Genomic DNA, 23775 nt, shown 5'->3' with positions numbered 1-23775 from the left:
GCTCCTTAGCCCAGTTGTTGTTTTAATTTATCTCTTAAAAGTACCACAGTTAGCCCCTCTTCGGTAACACGCTGAGCTTGTTGTTGGGCACTATCGCCGTTGGGTAATGTCAGATCGGCAGCAATTTCGGCTAGTGGAAGCAGAACGAAATTTCGTTGATAAAGTCCGGGGTGGGGTAACCGAAGTGAATCAGCATCGGAACGCTGGTCACCAAACAGTATCAGATCTAAGTCCAGCGTGCGCTCGCCCCAGTGGCGCGTTCGCGTGCGGCCAAAACTATCTTCAATATTATGCAAAGTGGCTAATGTGTCAGCAGCACCGATGTTGCTGCTAATAATACAAACCGCATTCATGTAGTCCGGCTGATCAGGTGGCCCCATGGGCGGACTGCTGTAAATAGACGATACATCCAGTAAGCTGAATTCAGGCTGGCTCTTAATCGCCCTCAAGGCATCAATAATTTGTTGCCGGGGCGAACCTAAGTTTGCCCCCAGCGCGACTACAGCGTTAGTCATTTTTTGGTGCCCGATCGGTGTTCTGGCGGCCTCGGGAACGTCCGCCACGACGCCGGCGGGTAGGTCGCTTCTTACCTTTAGGTTGCGCATTATTCTGCACCAAATTCGGATCATTCTGGGCGTTAGTCCAGAACTTCGCCAGTGCCGGCAAGTCCTCGCCGGGCATAGGCGCCGAACATGCCTGGCGCAACATCAGGAAATCATAGCCTGCGCGGAATTTACTTTGCTCTAAGGCCTTTTTAGCACGGGCTCCGCGGGTGTTTTGCAGGCGCAGCTGCATTTGCCAAATATCACGCGCCGTTAAACTGAATCGTTTAGGAATTGCCATAGTTTGTGATTGACGATGAACAACGTCAGCACTGCCTATATTAATGGCATCCATTGGCGGCAGCCCACCCTCGTTTTGCAATTGCTCGCGGCGAGCTTGCAATGGCCACCAAAGTAATACGGCTACAAGGTACGCCGGTGTAACGCGTTGCTCATTAATTACGCGTTTATCGGTGTCGGCAAAAGCTTTGCGTAGCATTTTTACGGGGGGCGCATCTGCTGTATCCAGATAACTTTTTAATATGGGGAATAACTGTTGAAATAACTGAAATTCGCACATCATATCGAAGTTAGCTTGTGCACGACCGGCCATAAATAACTTTAAAAACTCATCAAACAGACGCGCTGGCGGAATGTTCTTTAATAATCCGGCAAGCGACTTGATGGGCAGGCGGACATCGTCAGCTAGTGCCATATTCAATTTAGTGGCAAACCGAACTGCTCGCAGCATTCGCACGGGATCTTCACGATAGCGTATTTCAGGGTCGCCGATTAACTTTAATACCCCGGCTTCGATATCTGCGACGCCGTTGGCAAAGTCGTAAATGCAAAAATCTGCAATGTTGTAGTACAACGCATTGACTGTGAAATCACGACGTTCGGCGTCCTCTTCGATGCTGCCATAGACGTTGTCACGCACTAGCTGCCCATGCTCATCTTGTTGCGCGATTTTGGCATGGCTCTCGTCATCTTCGTTATGATGACCACGAAAAGTTGCTACCTCGATAATCTCACGACCGAATAAAATATGTGCTAGTCGGAATCGACGACCGATCAAACGGCAGTTGCGGAATAACTTTTTCACTTCTTCGGGGGTAGCATTGGTGGTTACGTCAAAATCTTTCGGTTGCAACCCCAATAACAGGTCGCGTACACACCCGCCAACCAGATAAGCGTCAAAACCGGCATTATGTAACCGGTAAAGCACCTTAAGCGCGTTGGGACTAATGTCTTTACGGGATATCGGATGTTCATCTCTGGGGATAACGCGCAGCGGCGGCAGAACCGATGTATTTTTAACTGTCTTTTTGTCTGAAAATGCGCGTCGCGCAAGTTCTGTTAATTTCTTAATGATGATGGTTCTCCCTAATCATCAATGGTTGGTGTTGATTAAAATAAATACCACAATAGTGTACCGTTAGTTGCCCATGATGTGCCACTTTTTACACCACGACGCGGTAGCTTTTTGCAGAAACTCAGTCACTGTTTCGGCATTAATTTCGCCCAGCTGCAAGTGCGTCGCAGCCAGTTTTAGATTTTGTAATGGCTGACCCGAGTCAATCGGGGCTGCATGGTTTTGCTTGCTGAGTTTACGCCCGTCAGTATTTAGTACCAGCGGCAGATGCATCATACGTGGGCAAGCGCCTTTAAATCGTTGCCATAGCGTCAGTTGCCAAAAACTTGGCTGCAACAAATCAGACCCCCTGACTACGTCAGTAATTTGTTGTGCAATATCGTCAACAACAACGGCAAGTTGGTAGGCAAACAAATTATCGCGGCGTTTAACAATAAAGTCTTCTTTGACACAATCGCTGTCGGGGCTGACCAAACCATGCCAACGGTCAGTAAACTGAGTGACCGGCTTGTCATTGATAAACCGAAGTGCATAGGGTTGCGGCCGAGGTTGGCGCGTGCGGCAAAGACCATCATAGCATTCGCCCCGCTGCCGAATCTGCTGGCGGCTACAGTCGCACGAGTAAATGTCATTACCAAGGTCGTGCAGAACCTGCTGGTAGACCTCATCGCGGTCGCTTTGATAGATGACTTCGCCGTCCCAGTACAAACCATGCGCTTCTAACTGCGCCAGAATCATGGTGTCTGCACCCTCGACTGCGCGAGTTTTGTCGACATCTTCTACGCGAACTAACCAACTTCCATTGTGAGCTTTGGCATCCAGATAGGAACCGAGTGCAGCGACTAGCGAGCCGAAGTGAAGGGGACCTGAAGGGGTCGGCGCAAACCGCCCCCTGTAATGAGGTGCTGAATTATCCGGGTGACTGTTGTTAGGCACCGGTCATTTGTTTTTCTTTGATTTCTGCAAGCGTTTTGCAGTCAACACAAAGGTCAGCTGTTGGGCGCGCTTCTAACCGGCGTATACCGATTTCGATGCCGCACGAATTACAAAAGCCAAAATCATCTTCTTCGATCTTTTGCAGGGTTTTCTCAATTTTCTTGATCAGCTTGCGTTCACGGTCGCGTGTACGAAGTTCTATGCTGAATTCTTCTTCTTGTGCGGCACGGTCTACAGGATCAGGAAAGTTAGCCGCTTCATCTTTCATATGATGCACGGTACGATCGACTTCCTGACGTAGTTGACGGCGCCATTCTTCCAGTATTTTACGAAAATGAGTCAGTTGCTCATCATTCATATACTCTTCGCCCGGCTTCTCTTGATACGGCTCTAGCCCGGCCAGCGCCAGGATGCCATGCGTTTTTTTCTTGCCCTCTGGCATCATGGTTCTCCTAAATATTTAATCATCGCTGAGCGATTAATCGACCCTTAATTTACGGTCGCTCCAAAAAAGGACGCTACATATAGCAGAAAGATTTACTTACCGCAACTGGAATCGCACAACACGATCCAGTTCTATTTTCGCGTCACTGATATGGGTTTTAACTGCATAGAATTCAACCCCAAGTTCAGCAGCTTGAATACATAATTGCGCATACTTAGGATCAATATGGCTGGCAGGGCGGACTTCATTGATGCCCGTATGCATAACAACAAAGAGCATTACCGCCCGCTGCCCTGCCTGTCGCATAAGGATTAATTCCTTAAGATGTTTTTGCCCTCGAGTGCTGACGGCATCGGGAAAATACCCCAGGCCGTGGTCATTTAACGTGACACTTTTTACTTCGACAAAACACTGCTGTCCGTCGCTGGCGCGACCCAACCAATCGATACGGCTATTATGTTCACCGTATTTTTGTTCCGCCTGCCATTCAGTGATGTTAGCAAGCTCGGGTATAAACCCGGTTTTAAGCGCCGCTCCGGCCAACTGGTTGGCTCGCTGTGTATTGACCACTATCCATTCATTATTAGCATTAACACTGAGTTCCCAGGTGTAACGATATTTGCGCTTAGGATTGTCTGAGTCACTACAATAAGCAATAAATCCAGGCTCTGCACAGCCTGTCATTGCGCCAGTATTTGGGCAATGAACTGTGGTAAACTGTTGCTCACCAAAATCAATGTCTGCCAGGAAGCGTTTATAGCGTTTTTGCAGAACGCCGCGTATCAGGGGCTTGTTAAATTGCATTTAGGCCTCATAAATTAACAGTAAAGGCAGCGACAAATTATAAGGAGAGGCATGTTATGTCCAGCGCATTATCGGTTTATCTTACTAAAACGCTACCCAACAATTACCTATCAGAGTCCGCTTTAATTGCGTTTAAAGACGAGGCGGCACATATTGTCATTGGTGATAACGAAGAAGAGAACCTGCGCCGTATCCAAAAAGCCGGGCGACAATTAGACACCCAGGGTGTTACGGCCATTTCGGTAAAGGGTCAGGGCTGGGATAAAGAGCGTCAGTGGTCGTTGTCGTTAGGTTTTACCTCAACCTTGTCGCGCAACCATATTCAATGGACCGCTGAAGTTGCTGATGAACTGCAACAGATTAGTGATGTTTATCGCTTTACGCGTGAATTGATTAATCTGCCGGCCGAGGATATTTATCCGGTCGCACTAGCAGAACGGGTTGCCAGCCACCTGACCGAGCTTGCGCCGGATCATGTGAGCTATGAAATGATTAAAGGTGAGGAGTTAAAACAAGCAGGCTGGATGGGGATTTATACGGTCGGCCGTGCCAGTCAACATGAGCCGGCAATGTTGGTATTAGATTACAACCCCACTGGCGATGCTAATGCGCCGGTAGAGTCTGCACTTATTGGTAAGGGCATTACCTATGACTCGGGCGGCTACAGTATCAAGCCGAGTGAAGGCATGTTATCGATGAAATGCGATATGGGTGGTGCCGCGACGGTCAGTGGTGCGCTATCGTTAGCGATTCGTCAGGGGCTGAAGAAGCGCGTCAAGTTATTCCTATGCTGCGCCGAGAACATGATTGACGGTCGTGCTTATAAACTTGGCGATATCATCACCTATAAAAACGGCTTGACCGTTGAGGTGGTTAACACTGACGCCGAGGGTCGTTTGGTCTTAGCTGATGGTTTACAGGCAGCGGGTGAAGCTGGGGCTAAACAAATTATTGATGCTGCAACCTTAACGGGTGCGGCACAGATGGCAGTCGGCAATGAATATAATGCGTTATTTAGTGTTGATGATGAAGCAGCAACAACGGCATTGGCCTGCGCTCAGCAGGAACACGAACTGCTGTGGCGTTTGCCGCTTAACCGTTGGCATGCTGAAAATTGCCCATCGCCATACGCCGATACAGCTAACAGCCGTCCACAAAAAGGCGGTGGCGCAGGCGGTGCGAGCAACGCTGCAGGCTTTTTATTACGTTTTGCACCGAATGATGGCCAGGGCTGGTTGCATTTTGATTTGGCCGGAGCATTCCAAAAATCAGCAACATCGATGTGGCCTGCCGGCGCAACAGCTATGGGTGTAAGAACCATCGCTGCGACGTTAGCGCGTTAACGTTAAAAGCAGGTCGTAGAAGTCATGTCGTCAGCTATGGCGTTACCTATTGATGCCATCAGTGATGATATTGTCGCGCAGTTTCCCGCTGCGCGACTGGTTATCCAGGCGCCGCCCGGCGCCGGTAAATCGACGCGGTTACCGCTGACGCTGCTAAAATCACCCCATACCGGCCTGATGGTCATGCTGCAGCCACGTAGACTTGCTGCGGTTAATATTGCCCATTATTTGGCTGAACAATTGGGCGAGCAGCCGGGCGAAACCGTGGGGTATGTTATCCGTGGTCAGCGACGGCGGTCTGCAGCGACGCGGTTGTTGGTTGTTACCGAGGGCGTTTTAGTACGTTGGCTACAAGATGACCCCGAGCTGGATGGCGTCGATACAGTAATTTTTGATGAGTTTCATGAACGGAATCTGGCCAGCGATCTGAGTTTAGCGCTGCTGTTGGACAGCTTAACATTACGTCCTGATTTATCGTTACTTATCATGTCAGCCACGTTACCGGCAGAGCCAATTCAGCAGTGGCTGGAACAGGTTTTATCAGAACCGGTTAAGGTACTTAAAAGCGAAGGTCGCCAACATCCACTGGTTACGCACTATCGCCCGGTTGGACGGCACCCCTGGCAGCAACGGTTGGTCGACGTTGTAAGGGAAGCCCTAAGTACAGCGCCGCAAGGCATTTTGGTTTTTGTTCCGGGCGTACGAGAAATATCAAATCTGATACAGCAACTGGCAAGCGTTATTGCTGAGCCCTGTTTACCTTTGCACGGGCAATTGTCGCTGGCAGAGCAACGCCAAGCGCTAACTTACAACGGACAGCGGCGGGTGGTTGTCGCCACCAACGTGGCGGAAACTTCGCTGACCATCGATGGTATTGATTGTGTGGTCGATAGCGGACGCGAGCGCGTTAGTCTTTATCGGCCGAAATATGCAACATCGCAGTTAGTGACCCGCTTCATTTCGATGGCATCAGCCACGCAAAGGGCGGGGCGAGCCGCAAGGCTGGGACCCGGTCAAGTCTATCGGCTATGGGGTACTGCTGATGAACATGGCTTTAACGAATTTTCACAAGCAGATATTGCCACTCATGATCTGACCCAACTGGTGGCGGAAGTTAATGCATGGGGCGCTACCGTCGATGCGCTCAACTGGCTTACTGAGCCGTCAGAGGCACATGTTAACAGGGCGCAAGAGGCGCTAACGCAATTGGGCGTGGTGTCATCAACGCAGCAGTTAACAGAGTTGGGAAACAAGGTTGTAGCTATGGGGGCAGATATTCGTCTGGCATGTATCGCAGTGGCTGCACAAGAGCACTCAACTCAGGAGCGTTACGGCGTCGCTGTGGCACTGACCTGTCTGGAAGAGCCCATTAAAACGCTGGTTGATGATGACATCGAGATTACGCTCAGTAATCATTTAGCTAAAGCGCCAAAACAGAGCCGTTGGCGACAACGTTTGAAATACTGGATGCAACAACTTGATTGCAATCGTGCTGGTGAAACGTTGAGCTCGACTAGCCTGGCCGGGCTGCTCCTTTATGGTTTTCCTGAGTATCTGGCAAAACGTGTGGACCAACAAACAGTGCAACTAGTGACTGGTGTTAGGTTGCAGGCAGACAATGTTGTAAGTGAGTGGTCACTGGCGCTTAATGTGCGGTTATCAGAGAGGGAATCGGCTAATCGCGCGACATGGTTAATAGCAGTGCGAGAAAGTGACTTACATGGACACCCGATACTGCCAGTGGATGAAATGACAGAGGTTGACGTTGAATCGGGGCGTAAACCAGCGCTTTACAGCATAAAAAAGATAGGTGCGTTAACGCTGGAAAAAAGTCGTGCAGCTGAGCCTCCGAGCATTGAGCAAATTCATCAAGGTTTAGTAAATTGGCTCGCACAGCGAGGTCTCAAGGCATTAAACTGGTCTACCGATGCAACCCGCTATTGGCAGCGTCTGTATTATTTTTATAAGCATTGGGACGATGCTAAGTCAGCTTTTAATGGGATTGAGCCAACGCCTGAATCATTATTGATAAACCTGCAACGCTGGGCATGTCCGTTCTGGACGGATATCCGCAGTGTAGAGGATTTAAAGCGCTGGAATCCCACGATTGCATTACAACAGTTACTTGATTACGGAGCGCAACAACAATTGCAGCAGTTATGTCCTACAACATGGCAGGCACCGAGTGGACGTAGGGTGACCATCGATTACCCAAGTTTGAGTGATGCTGACCAAGGGGTAAAGCCCAGGGTAACGCTGAAGTTACAAGAGGCATTCGGCGAACCTTCATCGCCAACTATTCTGGCGGGGCAACAGCGGTTAGTGATGGATTTATTGTCACCTGCCGGGCGTTTGTTACAGCGTACCGAGGACTTGGCGAGCTTTTGGCGCAATGCCTATGCCGATGTTAGTAAAGAGATGCGAGGTCGTTATCCAAAGCACCCGTGGCCGGACGATCCGATCAATGCTAAAGCAACCATAAAGACCAATAGACAATTGCGATGATAAAAAGACCCTGGCTTAGATATCTTGTTAAGACCAGCATAAAGTTAGCGCTGGTAGCGGTAGCAGCTGTTGCTGTCTATTTAATTTATCTGGACGCTAGTTTATCCAAAGTATTTGCCTCTGAACGTTATCAGGCGCCGGCACTCGTTTACGCATCAGAAACGCGACTATTTCCGGGCAAACATGTCAGTCAGTCGCAATTGATTGAACAACTTGAACGCTTAAGCTACCAACGCAGCACCAATACAGAAGAAACTGGCTATTACTCGGTTAATAAAAGCCTGCTAATGATTCATCGTCGGCCGTTCGACTTCTCTGACGGCGCGCAAATGTCGCGCCGGGTTGAGGTTCGGTTCGATGGTGAACAAATACAATCAATAAGGGATTGGCCAAGCGGTGCGGCATTAAGGGAGCTTAGGCTGGAACCCCAATTAATTGGCCGAATCAACCCGCTGGACAATGAAGATCGTTTATTGGTTGGGTTGGAAGTTGTGCCCAATCTGCTTATCGAAACGCTATTGTTAGTCGAGGATCGCAACTTCTATCATCATTCGGGGGTGTCGCCCTGGTCGGTGCTCAGAGCGTTGGTTGCCAATATTAAAGCAGGCCGAACCGTGCAGGGCGGTTCTACGCTCACGCAACAGTTAGTAAAAAACCTTTACCTAAGCCGCGAACAGACGCTTTGGCGTAAATTTCATGAGGCTATGATGGCTTTGGTCATCGATTTCAGGTTCGATAAAAATACCATACTCGAAACCTATCTTAACGAGGTTTATTTTGGTCAGGATGGTCGTCACGCAATTCACGGTGTTGGCTTAGCGAGCCAGTACTATTTTGGTCGTCAGATCCAGGAGCTGACCCCCGCACAAACGGCGCTAATGGTCGCAATGATAAAAGGACCATCTTATTACGATCCGCGCCGCCACCCGCAACGCACCAAAAGCCGTCGCGATACCATTCTGCGGATGATGTATGAGCACGATTTAGTTGAGAAAGAAAGTTATATTGCTGCAGTTGAAGCACCGATTAATGTGCGCGAAAGCCGACGCCTTGTGGAGGAGAGTTATCCGCACTATTTGGATTTAATTCGTCGCGAATTAGGTGAAATTGTGCTGCCGACCGATTGGCATGATGTCGGGCTAAAGATTTACACGGCAATGGATGTCGATTTGCAGTCATCAGCGCAACAGGTGTTGCGGGCCGGAGTACCGGGGCGCGATATTGAAAAACTGCAGGGAGCTGTGGTCATCAGTGATTATCAGCGCGGTCATATCCGTGCGATTGTGGGTTCAACCACCGATGATGGTCAGGGTTTTAATCGTGCATTGATGGCGCTAAGGCCTGTTGGCTCGCTTATAAAGCCAGTTATTTATGCTGCCGCTATGTCGGTATCGGATCAAATGCATTTAGGTAGTCAGGTCATTGATGAACCGGTGGTGCTGGAAGATGAAAACGGTAAACGCTGGCAGCCGGAGAACTATGATAAAGAGTATCACGGCGAAATGTTAATTTATCAAGCCTTGGTTAAGTCTCGCAATATACCGGCTGTGCGTATTGGTTTGCGAGTCGGTACGAAAACGCTGGCTAACTATTTGCGCGCCATGGGCGTTACTACCGCAATTAATGAGTATCCATCGTTGACACTGGGTGCAGTGGAGCTATCGCCTTTAGCAATTAACCGTGTTTATGCCACGCTGGCGAATAATGGACGCTATCAGCCTCTGACGGCAATCACCAGTATTACCACCCACGACGGCCTAAGCGTTTATGAATCGCACGCTGCAGAGGCGGAACAGGTATTTAGTCCTGAAGTGAGTTACATGATTCGCTATGGTATGGCTGGCGTGGTATCGCTGGGAACTGCAACCAAGCTCCGCGAGACATTGCGAGGGGCAACGGTAGCCGGCAAAACCGGGACCACTAACGATTATAAAGATAGCTGGTTTGTGAGTATTGACGGTGAACATGTCATTACCACCTGGCTGGGACGCGATGATAATGAGACGACCGGCTTAACGGGAAGTAGCGGAGCGTTAATGATCAATCGTGAAATTTATCGACAGACGCCACCCCAACCAATGTCGTTGCGCCCGGTTGGTAATGTTCGTTTGCAAAGCTTCCATAACCAAAAAGGCGTTCGCATACCGAGTAATTGCGCCCAGTCTCAGACAGTGCCTGCACCGCCAGTAGCGCTGGATGAAGATATCAATTGTGAGGCAGATGTTGAGGAAAAAAGTTGGCTTGAGCGCCTCTTTGGGCGTTAAATAGGGTGCTGGCGACAATAGTGTTCGCCAGCACCGTCAGCTTAAGCGCTCATCGTTGCGAACGCTTTTTTAACTGCCGCTAAGGTATCGTTAATGTCCTGCTCGGTATGAGCTGCTGACATAAAGCCACCTTCAAATGCAGATGGTGCCAAATAAACACCTTGCTCTAGCATTAAGTGATAAAAGCGCCGAAACGCGTCCATATCGCACTCGGTAGCTTGTTTGTAAGTGGTCACTTGCTTTTCTTTGGTAAAGAAGAAACCAAACATTGAACCCGCACGGTTGGTGGTCAAGGGTATGCCAGCCTCATCGGCAAGTTGTTGCATGCCATCAAGGAGCTGGTCGACACGTGCATAGAGTTGGTCATATAAACCCGGTTGATTGAGCTGCGACAGTGCCGCTAAACCTGCTGACATGGCAACCGGATTGCCTGATAGTGTACCTGCCTGATACACCGGCCCTGTCGGCGCGATATACTCCATGATGTCTTTTTTACCGCCAAAAGCGCCTACCGGCATACCGCCGCCGATGACTTTGCCCAAGGTTGTCAGATCCGGGGTCACGTTATAGCGCTCCTGTGCGCCACCAGGGGCTGCACGAAATCCGCTCATCACCTCGTCAAAGATGAGCACTGAGCCATAGCTGTCACAGATTTCACGTAAGCCTTCAAGGAAACCTGGTACAGGCGGTATGCAGTTCATATTACCGGCGACAGGTTCGACAATAATGCAGGCAATCTGGTCGCCAAGCTCTGCAAATATCTGTTTGACGGAGTCTATATTATTGTAGTCGACGGTTAGGGTGTGTTTGGCAAAGTCTTCAGGGATACCGGGCGAGTTAGGTACGCCCAGCGTTAACGCGCCTGATCCTGCTTTAACAAGCAACGCATCGGCGTGGCCATGATAATTACCCTCGAACTTTAGGATTTTATCGCGTTTTGTATAACCGCGCGCCAGTCGAATAGCGGTCATAGTAGCTTCGGTGCCCGAGTTAACCATGCGGACCTTTTCTATCGACGGCACAATGGCTTTAATTTTTTCAGCCATTGTAATTTCAATTTCAGTTGGTGTACCAAAGCTAAGACCGCGTTGAGCTGCGGCAATCGTGGCCTCTAACACCGCGGCGTTATTGTGGCCGAGGATCATCGGCCCCCACGAGCCTACATAATCAATATAGCGCTTACCGTCCGCATCGAACATGTACGCGCCTTCGGCACGTTCGATAAAAATTGGACTACCGCCAACGCCATTAAATGCCCGTACCGGCGAATTAACGCCGCCGGGAATACTTAACTGTGCTTTCTGAAAGAGTTCTTCTGAACGACTCATCGTAAACCTTTCCTTTAATTAAAATTTTAAAACTGGCTCTTTTCGCTATACCAGTTAACCTCACATTCGAATTTATCTACTTGATCAACCACGCCCAGAGTCAAGGCGAACAGCGCCATGCGAATTAAAACTCCATTATCCGCCTGCCGGAAAATCGCCAGATTCGGATTTTGATTGAGATCGTTATCTAACTCGTTCGCCTCAGACCGGGAATCCCTGGGTAGCGGGTGCATAATGACCGTATTGGGTTTGTAGTGCTTAGTGTAGATTTCTTGGTTTAAACGAAACTTACCGCGATATTGATCAGCATCCTCCGGCGAGGCAAAGCGTTCTTGTTGAATACGTGTTTGGTACACAATATCGGCATCAACTAAACCATCAACTTTTTCTGTCACCGTATACCGGTGGCCGGAGTTTTCTAAAGTATCGAGCACGCCGGCGGGCATGGACAGTTCCAATGGTGAAATCAGGGTAAATCGCACATTTTTATACATCGCTAACAGTTTCGACAGTGAGTGCACGGTACGGCCGTATTTGAGGTCACCGATCATACAGATATGCATACCGTCGATGCCCTGCCCGTGGTAGGCGAGCTCTTTTTGGATGGTATACAAATCAAGTAACGCTTGTGTCGGGTGCTCGTTGGCACCGTCGCCGCCATTGATAACAGGCACTCGGCTACCCTGGGAAAACTCGCTGACTGAGCCTGCTTTGGGGTGGCGCATGGCAATCACGTCGCTGTAACTACTTAAAACGCGCGCCGTATCATAGAGTGATTCGCCTTTGGCAATAGCAGAGCTTTCCATGCCGGTGGTTTCTCTGACCTCACCGCCCAGTAGGTTGAATGCGGTACCAAAACTAACTCGTGTCCGCGTCGAGGGCTCAAAAAACAGATTCCCGAGGATGGCGCCATCCAGAACCTTAGTACGTTTTTTGCGTCTGGCGTAGGGTTGCATTTTATCAGCAACGGCAAATATATAGTCTATGCTGTCACGGTCAAACTGGTTAACGGAGAGAATATTAGAACCGGTGAAATTCATGGTGATGTGCGCCCTTGTTGGCCGAAAGTCACTGGACGCACACTATAGCAAAATATGGAGTCAAAAAGAATCTAATACGGTTTTACCACCGCTAAAATAATGACCGAAAATAAAATAAGTACCGGCACTTCGTTAAACACCCGGTAAAAACGATGGCTGCGGCGGTTACGGTTGTTTTTGAAGTCAGCAAGTAATTTAAAACAATAACCGTGGTAGCCATAGAGTATGGTGACCAATAGCAGTTTAGTGTGCACCCAGCCACTGGCCGCAAACCAGGCACTGCCATAGGCGAAAATTAACACGACCCCGAATACTAACGTCAAGATTGCGAAGGGCGTGACAAAATACAGCAGCTTTCGCTCCATCACCTTAAATTGCTCATCCACTGCCGGTTGGTTGGTCATGGCGTGGTAGACGAATAGCCGTGGCAAATAAAAAATACCGGCAAACCAGGCGACCATAAAGGCGATGTGTAGGGCTTTAACCCATAAAATCCAAGTCATTAATTATTCCCCGTTTAAGACAGCTCGCGTTGCAATGCTTTACGTACCGTTTCCCAGGTAACGATACCACAAGGCTCGCCTTGTTCTTGATCGTAAATATATACCGCACCGCGGCGTGCGCCGCTTAATTCATCCCACACCTCGGCCAGTGTTGATGTAACTTTTAAGCCGTTAATGGGCATGTAATTCAACGATGGACTATCGCCGGCACCAATATCATAAGTGACTAAACGATAAACCGGCTGGTTGTCCTCGTCGACATTCATCACGATGACGCTTTGATTAGAGGACTTTTCGAGTACGTCTAACAACTCGTTTTGGGTCGGTTCCAGCAACAGTTTAAACTCTGTCTCCATCATGTTCTCTACCCCTGTTTTCTGCAGGGCGACTTGCACAGGGGGGATTTGGTATGGCAAGTCTTGCGCATCTAACTGGGCAATAAAAATCGATTTAGAATTAAATAGCTGAGACGAAATCAGGTAGGCAGGCACAATAACCAGCATGGCCGGAATAATAATTTCGACGCTTCGGGACAACTCGACAATCGCTAATAGTGCGGCCATCGGGGCATGAATGCAGGCTGCTAAAATGCCCGCCATGCCTAATAATATATAGGTGTCGTATTGCAATAACTGCTCTAGCTGCAACTGGTTCACTATAGTAGTGAATAGCGCGGCAACCACGGCACCGATACCAAATACGGCACCAATAAGCCCGCCGGGAATACCCATACCGAGCGCAATCGCACTGGCGACAAGTTTTGCCAGCAACAGCGTAAAGAGTATCGATAACTCTGCCTGATGCTGCAGCACTTGCTGGATGGCTGTTAAGCCGGGTCCCAGGCTGGTGGGTATAATAAGCGCCAGTAATGCGGTGATGAATGCAGCAAACAGTAAACGGGTAAGTAAGGACATATCCTTAACGGTATTCATGACATCGAGCATCAACTGTTTAAAAATTACGCCGCTGATACCCAGAATAACGCCTAAAGCGACCACCCACGGCAGTTGAATGTTAGGCACTTCGGTACTGCTGAGCATGGCTAATTCAGAGGCAGGGCCAAAAATCTGTTCGGTAATCAAAGACCCGGCAACAGCCGCTAACATGACGGGAATAAAAATATGTACTTTATATTCCCGCAGCACGACTTCCATCACTAAAATCATTGCGGCAATGGGGGTGTTAAATGAGGCAGCTATAGCTGCTGCAATTCCGCAGGCTGAAAGGGTGCGTATAGCATTTTTTGGGGTGTCTACGTGATAACCGACCCAGGTACTGGCGGCCGCGCCTAAATGCACTGCAGGCCCTTCGCGACCTACACTAAAGCCTGCGACCAGGGCAATTATGCCACCCAGGAACTGATTCACGGTGCTGCGCCATGGCAACATGCCGTAATGCTGTTTCATGCGATGTATCACGTAGGGAATGCCCATGCGCACACGGCGCGAACGAGATAAACTGAACAATAAGAAAATGAGCAAAGCTGCTGCAATAGGTAAGGCAAATCGCGTAAAGTTGTCTAAGGGTTGTTGCCAATGACTGAAGTTACCGACAAGATAGGCACCTTGCTCTATGGCGAAACGAAAAACAACAATTAATAAGGCTGCTGCAATACCGCCAACAAGCCCAAGCAAACAAATTGCGAGTGTCGTGGTGGGGGCTGCAAGCTGTCTTCTTAACGTTTTTTTAATTGCCTGAACGTGAGTCATTTAAGGGTTCCTGAAGCGCACGTTAACTAGGACCAAAGCCTTTAGACTAAGCGTAACACAAACCGCAGAATAGCGAGCTGAAAAGGACACGTTTTGATTAAAAATTTATTATCTATCAAACAGCTGCAACAACGTTTTGGCCGACTTCCGGTGGTACTGGTTAGCTTGCTGTTATTGTGTTTGGTAATAATAAGTGCTTACCAGGTTGGCGTTTGGCATGCGCGCTATTTAAAACAACAGGTGAGCGAACAAAAACAACAATTAACGCAACTGTATCAGCAGCTTGATCAATTCGAATATCAGCGCAATGTCCTGCAAGTTGAGTTGGATGTTGAAAAGTCAGCAAACCAAAACCTGCAAGCACAGCTGGGTGAGCTGCAGGAAGAAAACTATAGTTTGCGCGAAAACGTTGCGTTTTATCAGAAAATAATGGCCCCGGAGCTGCAACAAAGCGGTGTGATAATTGAATCACTGGCGGTATCAAAAAATCGCGCTGAGCGTCATTATCACTTCTCGCTGGCATTGTTGCAGGTGGAGCAACGCAGGGAGTTAGTTGAAGGTGAAATTGCTATTCAGTTGGTGGGTCGGGTAAAGGGTGAAGAACAACGCTTTAACTTGCTCGACTTAGCTAATATTAGCCCCAGCGAGCATAACTTTATGATGCGCTATTTTACCTTATACGAGGGCGATTTTTTGTTACCCGAAGGGTTAGTGCCGGAACGTATCGAGGTAACTGCCGATATAACGCGTGGTGGCTCTGGTCGCTTGCAACGCACCTTTTTTTGGCGTGATAGTTTACGCAACGGTCAGGCCTCTGGCGAGAATACTTGACCCTTTTAGTCAACTACGAGAAAATTGACCGGTGATCAGTCATCAGACGAAGGTAGTGTAAATGTCAGCTTCTGTAGAACAAGCGATGCCCATCGAATTTACCGAACAGGCAGCAAATCAGGTTAAAAAGCTGATAGCCGAAGAGGAAAACCCGACGCTTAAATTGCGTGTGTTTGTTACCGGCGGCGGATGTTCAGGTTTCCAATACGGTTTTACCTTTGACGAAAAGGTGAACCCCGGTGATATGCAAATTGAAAAGGAAGGGGTAACGCTGGTCGTCGACCCAATGAGCTTACAATACCTTGTTGGTGGTGTTGTTAACTACGAAGAAGGGCTTCAGGGCTCGCGCTTTTTTGTCGATAACCCCAATGCCACAACCACTTGCGGTTGCGGTTCGAGCTTCTCTATTTAATACGTTACTCGTCAGTCTATCGCTCGCCGGCTGATTTTAAGCCGGTAATCAGCTAGAATACCCTTTTAATTTTAAGCTTGAGGGTGTTTTATGAGCTCGTATGCACAGCATATAAAAACAGTTACTGAGCGTTTCGACCAAGCATTGGCGGACACAGGTTACGAATCGACATTAATATACGCGGGCCAGCCGCGTGTTGCATTTCTCGACGATAACCCCGGCACCTTCAAAGTTAACCCTCTATTCAAGTATTGGATTCCGGTTTTAGAAAGCCCCAAAAGCGCTATTTTTTACCGCAAGGGCTCTGGTAAGCCAACGGTTTACTTATTTCAAGCGCGAGACTTCTGGCACTCCCAGGCACAAATTGCTGAGGAAGATTGGCAGCAACATGTTGAACTAAAAATCATCGATGATTTAAGCCAGTTGACTGACGACTTGGGGGATGCGTTGGCCGCGAGCGCGTTTCTAGGGGAAGACTTTGCGCAGCCCGTCGCTGATTGGAATGTGAAAGCACGCAACCCACAGGCGTTAATCGACCACCTGCACTTTCACCGAGCGGTTAAAACGGATTGGGAAGTAGAAAATTTACGCCAGGCAAATCTGCTTGCTGCTAAAGGTCATCTGGCAGCAAAAGAGGCATTTTTGGGCGGTAAAAGTGAGCTAGAGATTCACAGTGACTATTTGGCCGCGATGAACTTTCGTGAAAGCCAGGTTCCCTACAATAGCATTGTCGCGCTTAACGACCACTCAGCCATTCTTCATTACGATGTTTACGACGTTACGCCGCCGAAACAGCGTTTGTCATTTTTAATTGATGCAGGCTCTTTGTACAAAGGTTATTGCGCTGATATCACCCGTAGTTATGCCAGCGAAGCCGGTTTTTACGCTGATCTGGTAAACGCTATGGATACTGCGCAGCAAGAGCTACTTAGCGAAATTAAGCCGGGTATTAATTACTATGACCTGCATGTGTCGATGCACTTAAAAGTTGCGGCTATTCTCGAACAGTTTGATTTTATTAATATCAGCGCACAAGAAGCTTATGATAAAGGTATAACATCGGCATTTATGCCACACGGACTGGGTCATTTTATTGGCTTGCAAGTGCATGATGTTGGCGGCTTCCTGCAAGATGATAAAGGTAACAGTTATGAGCGTAGCGAACGTCATCCGTTCTTACGACTGCTACGTGACATTGAAGTTGGACAGGTGTTTACCATAGAGCCGGGCTTATATGTTGTCGATCAGTTGTTGGAAGAGTTTGCCGACAGCAAAGATATTAACTGGACAATGGTTGATAAATTACGGCCATACGGCGGTGTGCGCATCGAAGACAGTATTGTCGTCGGCGCAAACGGTGACAATGAAAATTTAACCCGTAATGCGTTTAAAGCGCTGGGTGGAGAATAGGATAAAGAGTTACAGCTATACGTTTTTCAGTTAGCGTAGGTTTTACTACCCAGAACAACGTGGCGTTGAGCGCCGGTGACGGCGCTCAGGTTGCCCGGCTGGCGCTTGTCATAGCACCAAGCCAGCCATGCGAATGCAATTGCCTCAACGGCCTGCGGGTCTATGCCGTAATCTGCAGTAGTAGTTAGATTTGTCGGTGCGAGTTTGGTACTTAGTTGGCGCATGAGTAATTGGTTGTGCACACCGCCACCGCATGCGACTATCAAAGAGGGCGAGTGAGGCAGCAACGTTAACGACTGGACGATCGAGTCGACAGTTAGTTCTAATAACGTGCGTAGCAAGTCTTTACCCTTAATAGAGCTGTTCAACTTTTTATTTAGCCACGTTTCGCTAAAATATTCCCGTCCGGTACTTTTAGGCGGTAGCTTTGTAAAGTAAGGGTCCTGGAGTAATCGCTGTAGCAGTGCTTCCTGCACAAGACCCTGACTCGCCGTATGTCCATTTTTATCATATCCGGGCGAACCATAGTGCAGTCGATACGCCAAGTCGAGTAGCGTATTGGCCGGACCGGTATCAAAACCGATGACGCTGGTTTTGTCGCTGCCGAGGTAGGTGATGTTGGCAATTCCGCCTAAATTCAGTATGGCAGTGCGGGCAGGACACTGACGGGCAAATACATGATGATGAAATGCCGGAACCAGGGGCGCACCTTCGCCTCCCGCCACGATATCTTTCTGACGAAAGTCAGAAACTACGTCAATCCCGGTTTTTACCGCAATGAGAGCAGGGTTTAACAACTGCAGAGTAAATGCGGCGCTGCCATCAGCTGATGCAATACTTGGCGGATGATGCCATAGTGTCTGGCCGTGACAGCCTATAGTTTTAATCTGCTTAGCTGTTTTGTTGGATAGCGCTAATAAGTTATTAACCGCAGTTACAACGAGCTCAGAATAGTCATGCTCGAGCTGTTTAAATGCCAATAAGTCACTAATGCTCGGCGACATTGCCTGGTGTAGTCGTGCGCTTAACGGGGCTGAGAAAGGTTCGCTGTGAGAACTTAGGTGCTCGGTTTCACCGGCGCTATTTATTTGGCAGAGGACCGCGTCGACTGCGTCGACGCTGGTACCTGACATAATGCCAATGTAGTATTCCGCCATTAGCGCATCGCGAGTGCTACGCGTTTGTTATCTTCTAATACCGCAACCAATTGATCGGCCTGCTGGCGAAATGCCGGAAGCTCTGCTTCTGCCAGTGATTGTGCCTTAGGTAGCTCGACTGTTCTGGGGTTACGATGAGTGCCATTAACAAGGAACTCGTAATGCAGATGCGCACCGGTAACACGGCCAGTCGCGCCAACGCGACCAATCAGCTGGCCCTGACGGACTCGTTCGCCGGTCTTTACGTGCTTGCGACTCAGGTGTAAATATTTGGTGACATAGCGCTCACCATGCTGAATAAAAACGTAGTTTCCGTTAAGCGAATTATAGCTGGCTTTTATTACTTTACCGTCGCCCGCTGACATCACCGGAGTACCAACCGAAGCCACATAGTCGGTGCCATTATGAGGACGAACACGACCGGTTACCGGGTGCAGACGCTTCGGATTAAAGTTAGAGCTAACATAGGTAAACTTTACCGGTGATCTCAGGAACGTTTTGCGCATAGCGCGCCCGTTAGGCGTGTAATAATTGCCATTATTATGCAAAATAGCCTGGAACTTCTCACCGCGATTAATAAATTCGGCTGCCAAAATATCGCCATAACCGACAAATTCGCCGTCCGCGTACTGCATTTCATAAAGAACACTGAACTCGTCGCCACTACGCAGGTCAAGTGCGAAGTCGATATCCCAGCCAAAAATATTGGCCACGCGCATGATTTGATTGTCTGTCATGCCTGCATTAATACCGGCGTTCCAAAAACTGGACTTAATCACTGCGTGGGTAAATTCACGGCGGGTTTCAATTTCTCGCTTTTCGACTTCAGCGATAAAGTCACCGGATTGTCGGGTAATAATCAGGGTGTCTATGTCGTTAACTTCAAAAACGAGTTGCACTAGTTCACCGGTATCGTCGGTCGCTAACCTCAGGATGTCGCCAGGGTGCACTTTTTTAAGTAATTGCGCTTCATCGCCTGACTGTGTAACCCGATAAAGCTGTTGTGCTGAAAAGCCCAATTTATCGAAGATTTTTGCCAGGTTGTCGCCTGATTTAATTTCGTAACTTTGCCAAGCCAATTGGTTTTGCGACGCCTGCTGGTTGGTTTGCTGAGTTTCAAACGCCAAATCAAGCTCATAGCGTTTACCCGGCATGAGCTGCTCAGGCGACTTAGAATTTTTGGACGCGGTAGCTGGTTCAGAAGGAATAACCAATAACAAAAACAGCGTTGCGCTCACCGCACTAATTAAGACACGATGAGAGTGAGGCAGCTCATTCAGCAGCTGCTTAATTTGGGATACAACTTTTGACGTCATAGTTAGCGCACTTCTTACCTTAATTTATGGATGTTTTGTCGCGACACGACAATCGCTCACCTTGTTGTATTATTTTTGAGCACGTCCATGCTATTTGTGAGGATAATACGAAAAAAATCAGAATACCAGTTTTAGAGTGCTTAAAACTAGCCGTTTTATGGCGTAAACTATGACTTTTACACTTTCTAGACCCTTTTGCGCAGGAGAATCACTTAAATGGCAGCTCAGATTAAAGAGGCGCTGGCGGAAATAACCCGTGGCGTCGAGGAAGTATTGATCGAGAGCGAGTTAGCAGAAAAACTCGCGCAAGATAAACCCCTGATTATCAAAGCCGGCTTTGACCCGACCGCTCCCGATCTTCACCTCGGTCATACCGTGCTGATCAATAAGCTGCGCATTTTTCAGGATTATGGCCATAAAGTGATATTTCTTATCGGCGACTTTACCGGCATGATCGGCGACCCAACCGGTAAAAATGTTACTCGTAAGCCGCTGACTCGCGAAGAAGTTATTGCTAACGCCGAAACCTACAAAGAGCAAGTTTTTAAAATTCTCGACCCGCAAAAAACCGAAATTCGTTTTAACTCGGAGTGGATGAATAAGATGGGCGCTGCCGACATGATAAAATTGTCAGCGAGGCAAACGGTAGCAAGGATGTTAGAGCGAGACGACTTTAAAAAGCGTTACAAAGCTAATCAGTCCATTGCCATCCATGAGTTTTTATATCCGTTGGTACAAGGCTGGGACTCAGTCGAATTAAAAGCAGATGTCGAACTCGGTGGCACCGATCAGCGTTTTAATCTGCTAATGGGGCGTGAACTGCAAAAGGAAGAGGGGCAGCGGCCACAAACGGTGATAATGGTACCTTTGCTGGAAGGTCTGGATGGCGTCCAGAAAATGTCGAAGTCGCTGAACAATTACATTGGAATCACCGAATCAGCCAATGATATGTTTGGTAAAGTGATGTCAATTTCGGATGAATTGATGTGGCGTTACTTCCAATTACTGAGTTTTCGTCCGCTTGCCGAAATTGAACAGTTCAAAGCAGACGTTGCTAACGGTAAAAACCCACGCGACATCAAAGTATTATTGGCAAAAGAAATCATCGAGCGTTTTCACTCTAAGGAAGCGGCAGAGAAAGCAGAGCAAGACTTTGTCCAGCGCTTTCAGAAGAACGCGATTCCCGACGATATCCCGGAAGTCGAAGTCGAAGCCGGCCCCGATGGCATAGCCATCGCCAATGCACTAAAAGCCGCCGATTTGGTCAAATCAACCTCTGATGCCATGCGCATGATCAAACAATCAGCGGTAAAACGCGACGGCGAAAAAGTCGATGACACCAAGTTAATCTGCACCACCGAGCACAGTGGCGTCTACCAAGTCGGCAAACGCCGCTTTGCCAAAATCGTCTTTAAATAACACCAAAGCCTCGCGTTTCGCAAGGCTACAGCCAAACCCTATCGCTCTTTAATCACAGCGTTGCCCATCAACCAGGGGGACGCTGCAAGTACATCCCTGTACGCTTGTTTCCGGCCATCCATGGCCTCCAACACCCCCTGGTTGAGAGCAACGCTGTAATCAAACGCGATAGGGTTTGGCTGCTAAGTGGCGCAAGAGCGGTCGTTTGGAGGTGGCGATAAGGGGATTGATCAGCTTCTGTTCCAAGAGTGTCTGGCGCCATGGATGGCGCCAGTCAAGCCCTACAGGGACGTACTTGCGGGCGTCTCTTGGAACAGAAGTGTCAATCCCCCGCCATCTTCAAACAACCGCTCTTGCAGCGTCCCCCTGACACGGGGCGCAGTGTGAGTGATAAGCAAAAGGGACTGGTAGCCCAGTCCCTAGCGACGCTAGACGGTGAAGCTCTTGATGGAGTCTTGCAGTTCGTCGGCGAGTTTGGCGACTTCGTTGGAGGCTTGTGCTGTTTGTTTTGAGCCGGAGGCGGTTTGCTCGGCGATGGAAACAATGGCTTCTAAGCGCTCACTGATGTCATGTGCGGTGCGGCTTTGTTCTTGTGCTGCGGTGGCAATATGGTTACTGCTGTCGGCGGCTTGATGCACCGAGTCGGTGATCGATTGCAGGGCACTGGCGGCTTCGTCAGTTTGCTTAACGCTGCGTTCAGCTTGCTCGCGGCCGCGTTCCATGACTTCTACCGCCCGCGTTGAGTCGGTTTGTAAGCTTTCAATCATTTGCTGAATTTCTTCCGTCGACTCTTGTGTGCGGCTGGCCAGCGTGCGCACCTCGTCAGCGACTACGGCAAAGCCGCGGCCTTGTTCACCGGCACGGGCAGCCTCAATCGCCGCATTCAGGGCCAGCAAGTTGGTCTGATCGGCGATGCCACGAATAACATCCAGAATACCGCCGATATTTTTGCTGTTCTCGGACAATTGATGGATAACTTCTGACGCGCCCTGGATCTCGTTTGCTAATTGCTCGATCGTGCCGCGGTTTTGCTCGGAAATTTGGCGCACTCGCTTGGCTTCGTCGTCTGAATGCTGAATTTCGCCTAATGCCTTGTCTGCACCCTGTGCCATTTCGCTGGCGGTATTATTCATTTCCTGAGTGGCAGTGGCAACTTGTTCTATTTGACGGCGCTGCTCTTCGATCGCCCCGGTAGTTTCATCCGAGACGCTGGAGCTTTCTTCTGCGGCGGTCGCTAACTGCGTGGCACGATTGGCTATGCCTTCAATCAATTGACGCAGGTTATCGGTTAACTTATTGGTATTTGACGCTAATGTGCCGAATTCGTCTTCAGCCTGGTACTCAACACGCTCCGTCAGGTTACCGTCAGCCATAATGTTGAGCATATGATTCACTTTGCTCAGAGGCACACTGATGCTGCGTACGGTATACCATGAAATAAATACGGCCAACGCAATCGAAACCAGAGTAATAATACCGTTAATCCAGCTTGAGCTACTGATTGATGTCGCAACCGAGGACTGAGTTTCGTCTGCGATACCGCGTACCGCTTGGCGTAGCTCCTCTGCCAGTGCTAACAAGCCCTCTAGTTGCTGCTCTGACTGTTGTAGCGTCTGAGCCTCATCGAGCCGGGTTTGCTTTTGTGCGACAATGTTGTCGGGATATGAACCTGCGCCCTGAAGTCCTTTGATAGCTGAACGAACCATACCAATAGCGTCGTCAACAATTTGCTCAGATGCACCGGTTGCGACGTTATCCAGGTCGTCTAATCTTGGTTTAAGCGCATCAACATTAATATCGATTTCGCTGCGAATAATTTTTGCGGTATCAATATCGTCGGCATTGCTTAGGTCATACATCAGCGTGATTAAGGACGCGAGCGATTTCTCGATAGTTCCTGCTATTTCAGCCACTTCGTCACTCTGCGTCATATCCGACGCATCAAGCAGCATAATCGAGGCGTCGTCAACGGCAAAGGCGAGCTCGTCAAGTTGTGCCTGGGCAGTATTGCCGAGTTCTAAATAACGACTTTGTTGCGAAAACAGTTGTTCGACCAAACCGATGTAGCTCTCGGCTTGGCTATCCATACGTTTAATCATCTCACCATAACCTTCGCCACGAATTAAATCGCGAAGGTTAGTCAATGAGGCTTGAAAACCCTGGCGAGTGGACTCTAATTCCTGTGTGTGGGTTTCGACTAACTGGAGGTTTTCGTCATGATAGGTTTCTGTTTGCAGTGCGCCTAATTTGAGTACGTCGACCTGAACACTGGCAACACTCTCTAATGCGGGCACCGCTTTTTGATTTAAGCGGTCGACAGATGAGCCAATACTATTGACGTTAAAGATTGAACTTAGGCTGATAACCAGCAACAGCAGGGTTATGATGGCAAATCCGCCGATGACACGCATGGCTACTGTTAATTTCATGAAAACC

Annotated in this window: 19 protein-coding genes; 7 read left to right on the top strand and 12 right to left on the bottom strand. The window is 48.9% G+C overall.

Annotated elements, in window-relative coordinates; translation table 11 throughout:
• Window positions 1-5: 5 nt before the first annotated feature.
• The 5 genes from folK to sfsA all read right to left on the bottom strand — a co-directional run bounded on the left by folK (window position 6) and on the right by sfsA (window position 4102).
• Window positions 6-515, bottom strand: a complete 510-nt coding sequence (folK, locus tag KZ771_RS09005) for a 2-amino-4-hydroxy-6-hydroxymethyldihydropteridine diphosphokinase (RefSeq protein WP_133539845.1) — start codon at window positions 513-515, stop codon at window positions 6-8.
• Window positions 508-1845: a polynucleotide adenylyltransferase PcnB gene (gene pcnB / locus KZ771_RS09000; protein ID WP_290572886.1), complete on the bottom strand. Its 1338-nt coding sequence runs from the start codon at window positions 1843-1845 to the stop codon at window positions 508-510. The genes folK and pcnB overlap by 8 nt, the downstream gene beginning before the upstream one ends.
• Window positions 1846-1980: 135 nt before the next feature.
• A complete protein-coding gene (gene gluQRS, locus KZ771_RS08995) occupies window positions 1981-2853 on the bottom strand; it encodes a tRNA glutamyl-Q(34) synthetase GluQRS (protein WP_290572791.1) in 873 nt (290 codons plus the stop codon).
• On the bottom strand, window positions 2846-3295 hold the full coding sequence (dksA, locus tag KZ771_RS08990) for an RNA polymerase-binding protein DksA (RefSeq protein ID WP_105307316.1): 450 nt from the start codon (window positions 3293-3295) through the stop codon (window positions 2846-2848). Before dksA ends, gluQRS begins: the two co-directional genes overlap by 8 nt.
• Before the next feature lie 99 nt (window positions 3296-3394).
• Window positions 3395-4102 (bottom strand): DNA/RNA nuclease SfsA, encoded by a 708-nt coding sequence (gene sfsA, locus KZ771_RS08985; protein ID WP_290572793.1) that lies wholly within the window; start codon window positions 4100-4102, stop codon window positions 3395-3397.
• A gap of 56 nt (window positions 4103-4158) precedes the next feature.
• On the opposite strand from sfsA, the gene pepB reads away from it, so the two are divergent.
• Genes pepB through mrcB form a run of 3 tightly spaced genes read left to right on the top strand, consistent with a single transcriptional unit; the run spans window position 4159 to window position 10214 of the window.
• Window positions 4159-5445, top strand: a complete 1287-nt coding sequence (pepB, locus tag KZ771_RS08980) for an aminopeptidase PepB (RefSeq protein WP_133539849.1) — start codon at window positions 4159-4161, stop codon at window positions 5443-5445.
• Between the two features lie 24 nt (window positions 5446-5469).
• Window positions 5470-7950 carry an ATP-dependent helicase HrpB gene (hrpB, locus tag KZ771_RS08975; protein ID WP_290653003.1) on the top strand — a complete coding sequence of 827 codons (2481 nt, stop codon included), beginning with the start codon at window positions 5470-5472 and terminating at the stop codon, window positions 7948-7950.
• Complete coding sequence (gene mrcB, locus KZ771_RS08970; protein ID WP_290572798.1) at window positions 7947-10214, top strand: penicillin-binding protein 1B; 2268 nt, start codon at window positions 7947-7949, stop codon at window positions 10212-10214. The genes hrpB and mrcB overlap by 4 nt, the downstream gene beginning before the upstream one ends.
• A 41-nt stretch (window positions 10215-10255) precedes the next feature.
• Here the strand turns inward: mrcB and hemL are convergent, their stop codons facing one another.
• From hemL to KZ771_RS08950, 4 genes are all read right to left on the bottom strand, one after another.
• Window positions 10256-11542: a glutamate-1-semialdehyde 2,1-aminomutase gene (gene hemL / locus KZ771_RS08965; protein WP_290653001.1), complete on the bottom strand. Its 1287-nt coding sequence runs from the start codon at window positions 11540-11542 to the stop codon at window positions 10256-10258.
• 26 nt (window positions 11543-11568) lie between these two features.
• Window positions 11569-12582, bottom strand: a complete 1014-nt coding sequence (locus KZ771_RS08960) for an aspartate carbamoyltransferase (protein ID WP_133539853.1) — start codon at window positions 12580-12582, stop codon at window positions 11569-11571.
• A gap of 71 nt (window positions 12583-12653) precedes the next feature.
• Window positions 12654-13085, bottom strand: a complete 432-nt coding sequence (locus KZ771_RS08955) for a CopD family protein (RefSeq protein ID WP_290572803.1) — start codon at window positions 13083-13085, stop codon at window positions 12654-12656.
• Window positions 13086-13099: 14 nt separating this feature from the next.
• Complete coding sequence (locus KZ771_RS08950; protein WP_290572805.1) at window positions 13100-14794, bottom strand: chloride channel protein; 1695 nt, start codon at window positions 14792-14794, stop codon at window positions 13100-13102.
• Window positions 14795-14887: 93 nt separating this feature from the next.
• Between KZ771_RS08950 and KZ771_RS08945 the strand changes: the two genes are divergently transcribed.
• The 3 genes from KZ771_RS08945 to pepQ all read left to right on the top strand — a co-directional run bounded on the left by KZ771_RS08945 (window position 14888) and on the right by pepQ (window position 17447).
• Complete coding sequence (locus KZ771_RS08945; protein ID WP_290572807.1) at window positions 14888-15625, top strand: DUF6776 family protein; 738 nt, start codon at window positions 14888-14890, stop codon at window positions 15623-15625.
• Between the two features lie 61 nt (window positions 15626-15686).
• Window positions 15687-16037, top strand: coding sequence for an iron-sulfur cluster insertion protein ErpA (gene erpA / locus KZ771_RS08940; RefSeq protein ID WP_133539856.1), 351 nt, complete (start codon window positions 15687-15689; stop codon window positions 16035-16037).
• Window positions 16038-16127: 90 nt separating this feature from the next.
• Window positions 16128-17447, top strand: a complete 1320-nt coding sequence (gene pepQ / locus KZ771_RS08935; RefSeq protein WP_290572812.1) for a Xaa-Pro dipeptidase — start codon at window positions 16128-16130, stop codon at window positions 17445-17447.
• Between the two features lie 26 nt (window positions 17448-17473).
• Here pepQ and KZ771_RS08930 read toward each other — a convergent pair whose 3' ends face one another.
• On the bottom strand, window positions 17474-18604 hold the full coding sequence (locus tag KZ771_RS08930; protein WP_290572815.1) for an anhydro-N-acetylmuramic acid kinase: 1131 nt from the start codon (window positions 18602-18604) through the stop codon (window positions 17474-17476).
• Window positions 18604-19920, bottom strand: a complete 1317-nt coding sequence (locus tag KZ771_RS08925; RefSeq protein ID WP_290572819.1) for a peptidoglycan DD-metalloendopeptidase family protein — start codon at window positions 19918-19920, stop codon at window positions 18604-18606. Before KZ771_RS08925 ends, KZ771_RS08930 begins: the two co-directional genes overlap by 1 nt.
• A gap of 216 nt (window positions 19921-20136) precedes the next feature.
• Here KZ771_RS08925 and tyrS point away from each other — a divergent pair, with 216 nt between their 5' ends.
• Window positions 20137-21339, top strand: coding sequence for a tyrosine--tRNA ligase (tyrS, locus tag KZ771_RS08920; RefSeq protein WP_290572821.1), 1203 nt, complete (start codon window positions 20137-20139; stop codon window positions 21337-21339).
• Window positions 21340-21767: 428 nt separating this feature from the next.
• Here tyrS and KZ771_RS08915 read toward each other — a convergent pair whose 3' ends face one another.
• Window positions 21768-23768, bottom strand: a complete 2001-nt coding sequence (locus KZ771_RS08915; RefSeq protein ID WP_290572823.1) for a methyl-accepting chemotaxis protein — start codon at window positions 23766-23768, stop codon at window positions 21768-21770.
• Between the last annotated feature and the right edge of the window lie 7 nt (window positions 23769-23775).

The sequence above is a fragment of the Idiomarina sp. genome (assembly GCF_019431395.1).
In the GTDB taxonomy this organism is placed as follows: domain Bacteria; phylum Pseudomonadota; class Gammaproteobacteria; order Enterobacterales; family Alteromonadaceae; genus Idiomarina.
This window is presented reverse-complemented; position numbering and strand designations above follow the sequence as displayed.

What these genes read in the sequence shown, in the direction of transcription:
- tyrS (WP_290572821.1), top strand. Translation starts at nt 20,137, where the DNA reads ATGGCAGCTCAGATTAAAGAGGCGCTGGCGGAAATAACCCGTGGCGTC.
- KZ771_RS08955 (WP_290572803.1), bottom strand. Translation starts at nt 13,085, where the DNA reads ATGACTTGGATTTTATGGGTTAAAGCCCTACACATCGCCTTTATGGTC.
- KZ771_RS08925 (WP_290572819.1), bottom strand. Translation starts at nt 19,920, where the DNA reads ATGACGTCAAAAGTTGTATCCCAAATTAAGCAGCTGCTGAATGAGCTG.
- KZ771_RS08960 (WP_133539853.1), bottom strand. Translation starts at nt 12,582, where the DNA reads ATGAATTTCACCGGTTCTAATATTCTCTCCGTTAACCAGTTTGACCGT.
- pepQ (WP_290572812.1), top strand. Translation starts at nt 16,128, where the DNA reads ATGAGCTCGTATGCACAGCATATAAAAACAGTTACTGAGCGTTTCGAC.
- pepB (WP_133539849.1), top strand. Translation starts at nt 4,159, where the DNA reads ATGTCCAGCGCATTATCGGTTTATCTTACTAAAACGCTACCCAACAAT.
- folK (WP_133539845.1), bottom strand. Translation starts at nt 515, where the DNA reads ATGACTAACGCTGTAGTCGCGCTGGGGGCAAACTTAGGTTCGCCCCGG.
- KZ771_RS08950 (WP_290572805.1), bottom strand. Translation starts at nt 14,794, where the DNA reads ATGACTCACGTTCAGGCAATTAAAAAAACGTTAAGAAGACAGCTTGCA.
- KZ771_RS08915 (WP_290572823.1), bottom strand. Translation starts at nt 23,768, where the DNA reads ATGAAATTAACAGTAGCCATGCGTGTCATCGGCGGATTTGCCATCATA.
- hemL (WP_290653001.1), bottom strand. Translation starts at nt 11,542, where the DNA reads ATGAGTCGTTCAGAAGAACTCTTTCAGAAAGCACAGTTAAGTATTCCC.
- hrpB (WP_290653003.1), top strand. Translation starts at nt 5,470, where the DNA reads ATGTCGTCAGCTATGGCGTTACCTATTGATGCCATCAGTGATGATATT.
- dksA (WP_105307316.1), bottom strand. Translation starts at nt 3,295, where the DNA reads ATGCCAGAGGGCAAGAAAAAAACGCATGGCATCCTGGCGCTGGCCGGG.
- erpA (WP_133539856.1), top strand. Translation starts at nt 15,687, where the DNA reads ATGTCAGCTTCTGTAGAACAAGCGATGCCCATCGAATTTACCGAACAG.
- KZ771_RS08930 (WP_290572815.1), bottom strand. Translation starts at nt 18,604, where the DNA reads ATGGCGGAATACTACATTGGCATTATGTCAGGTACCAGCGTCGACGCA.
- sfsA (WP_290572793.1), bottom strand. Translation starts at nt 4,102, where the DNA reads ATGCAATTTAACAAGCCCCTGATACGCGGCGTTCTGCAAAAACGCTAT.
- mrcB (WP_290572798.1), top strand. Translation starts at nt 7,947, where the DNA reads ATGATAAAAAGACCCTGGCTTAGATATCTTGTTAAGACCAGCATAAAG.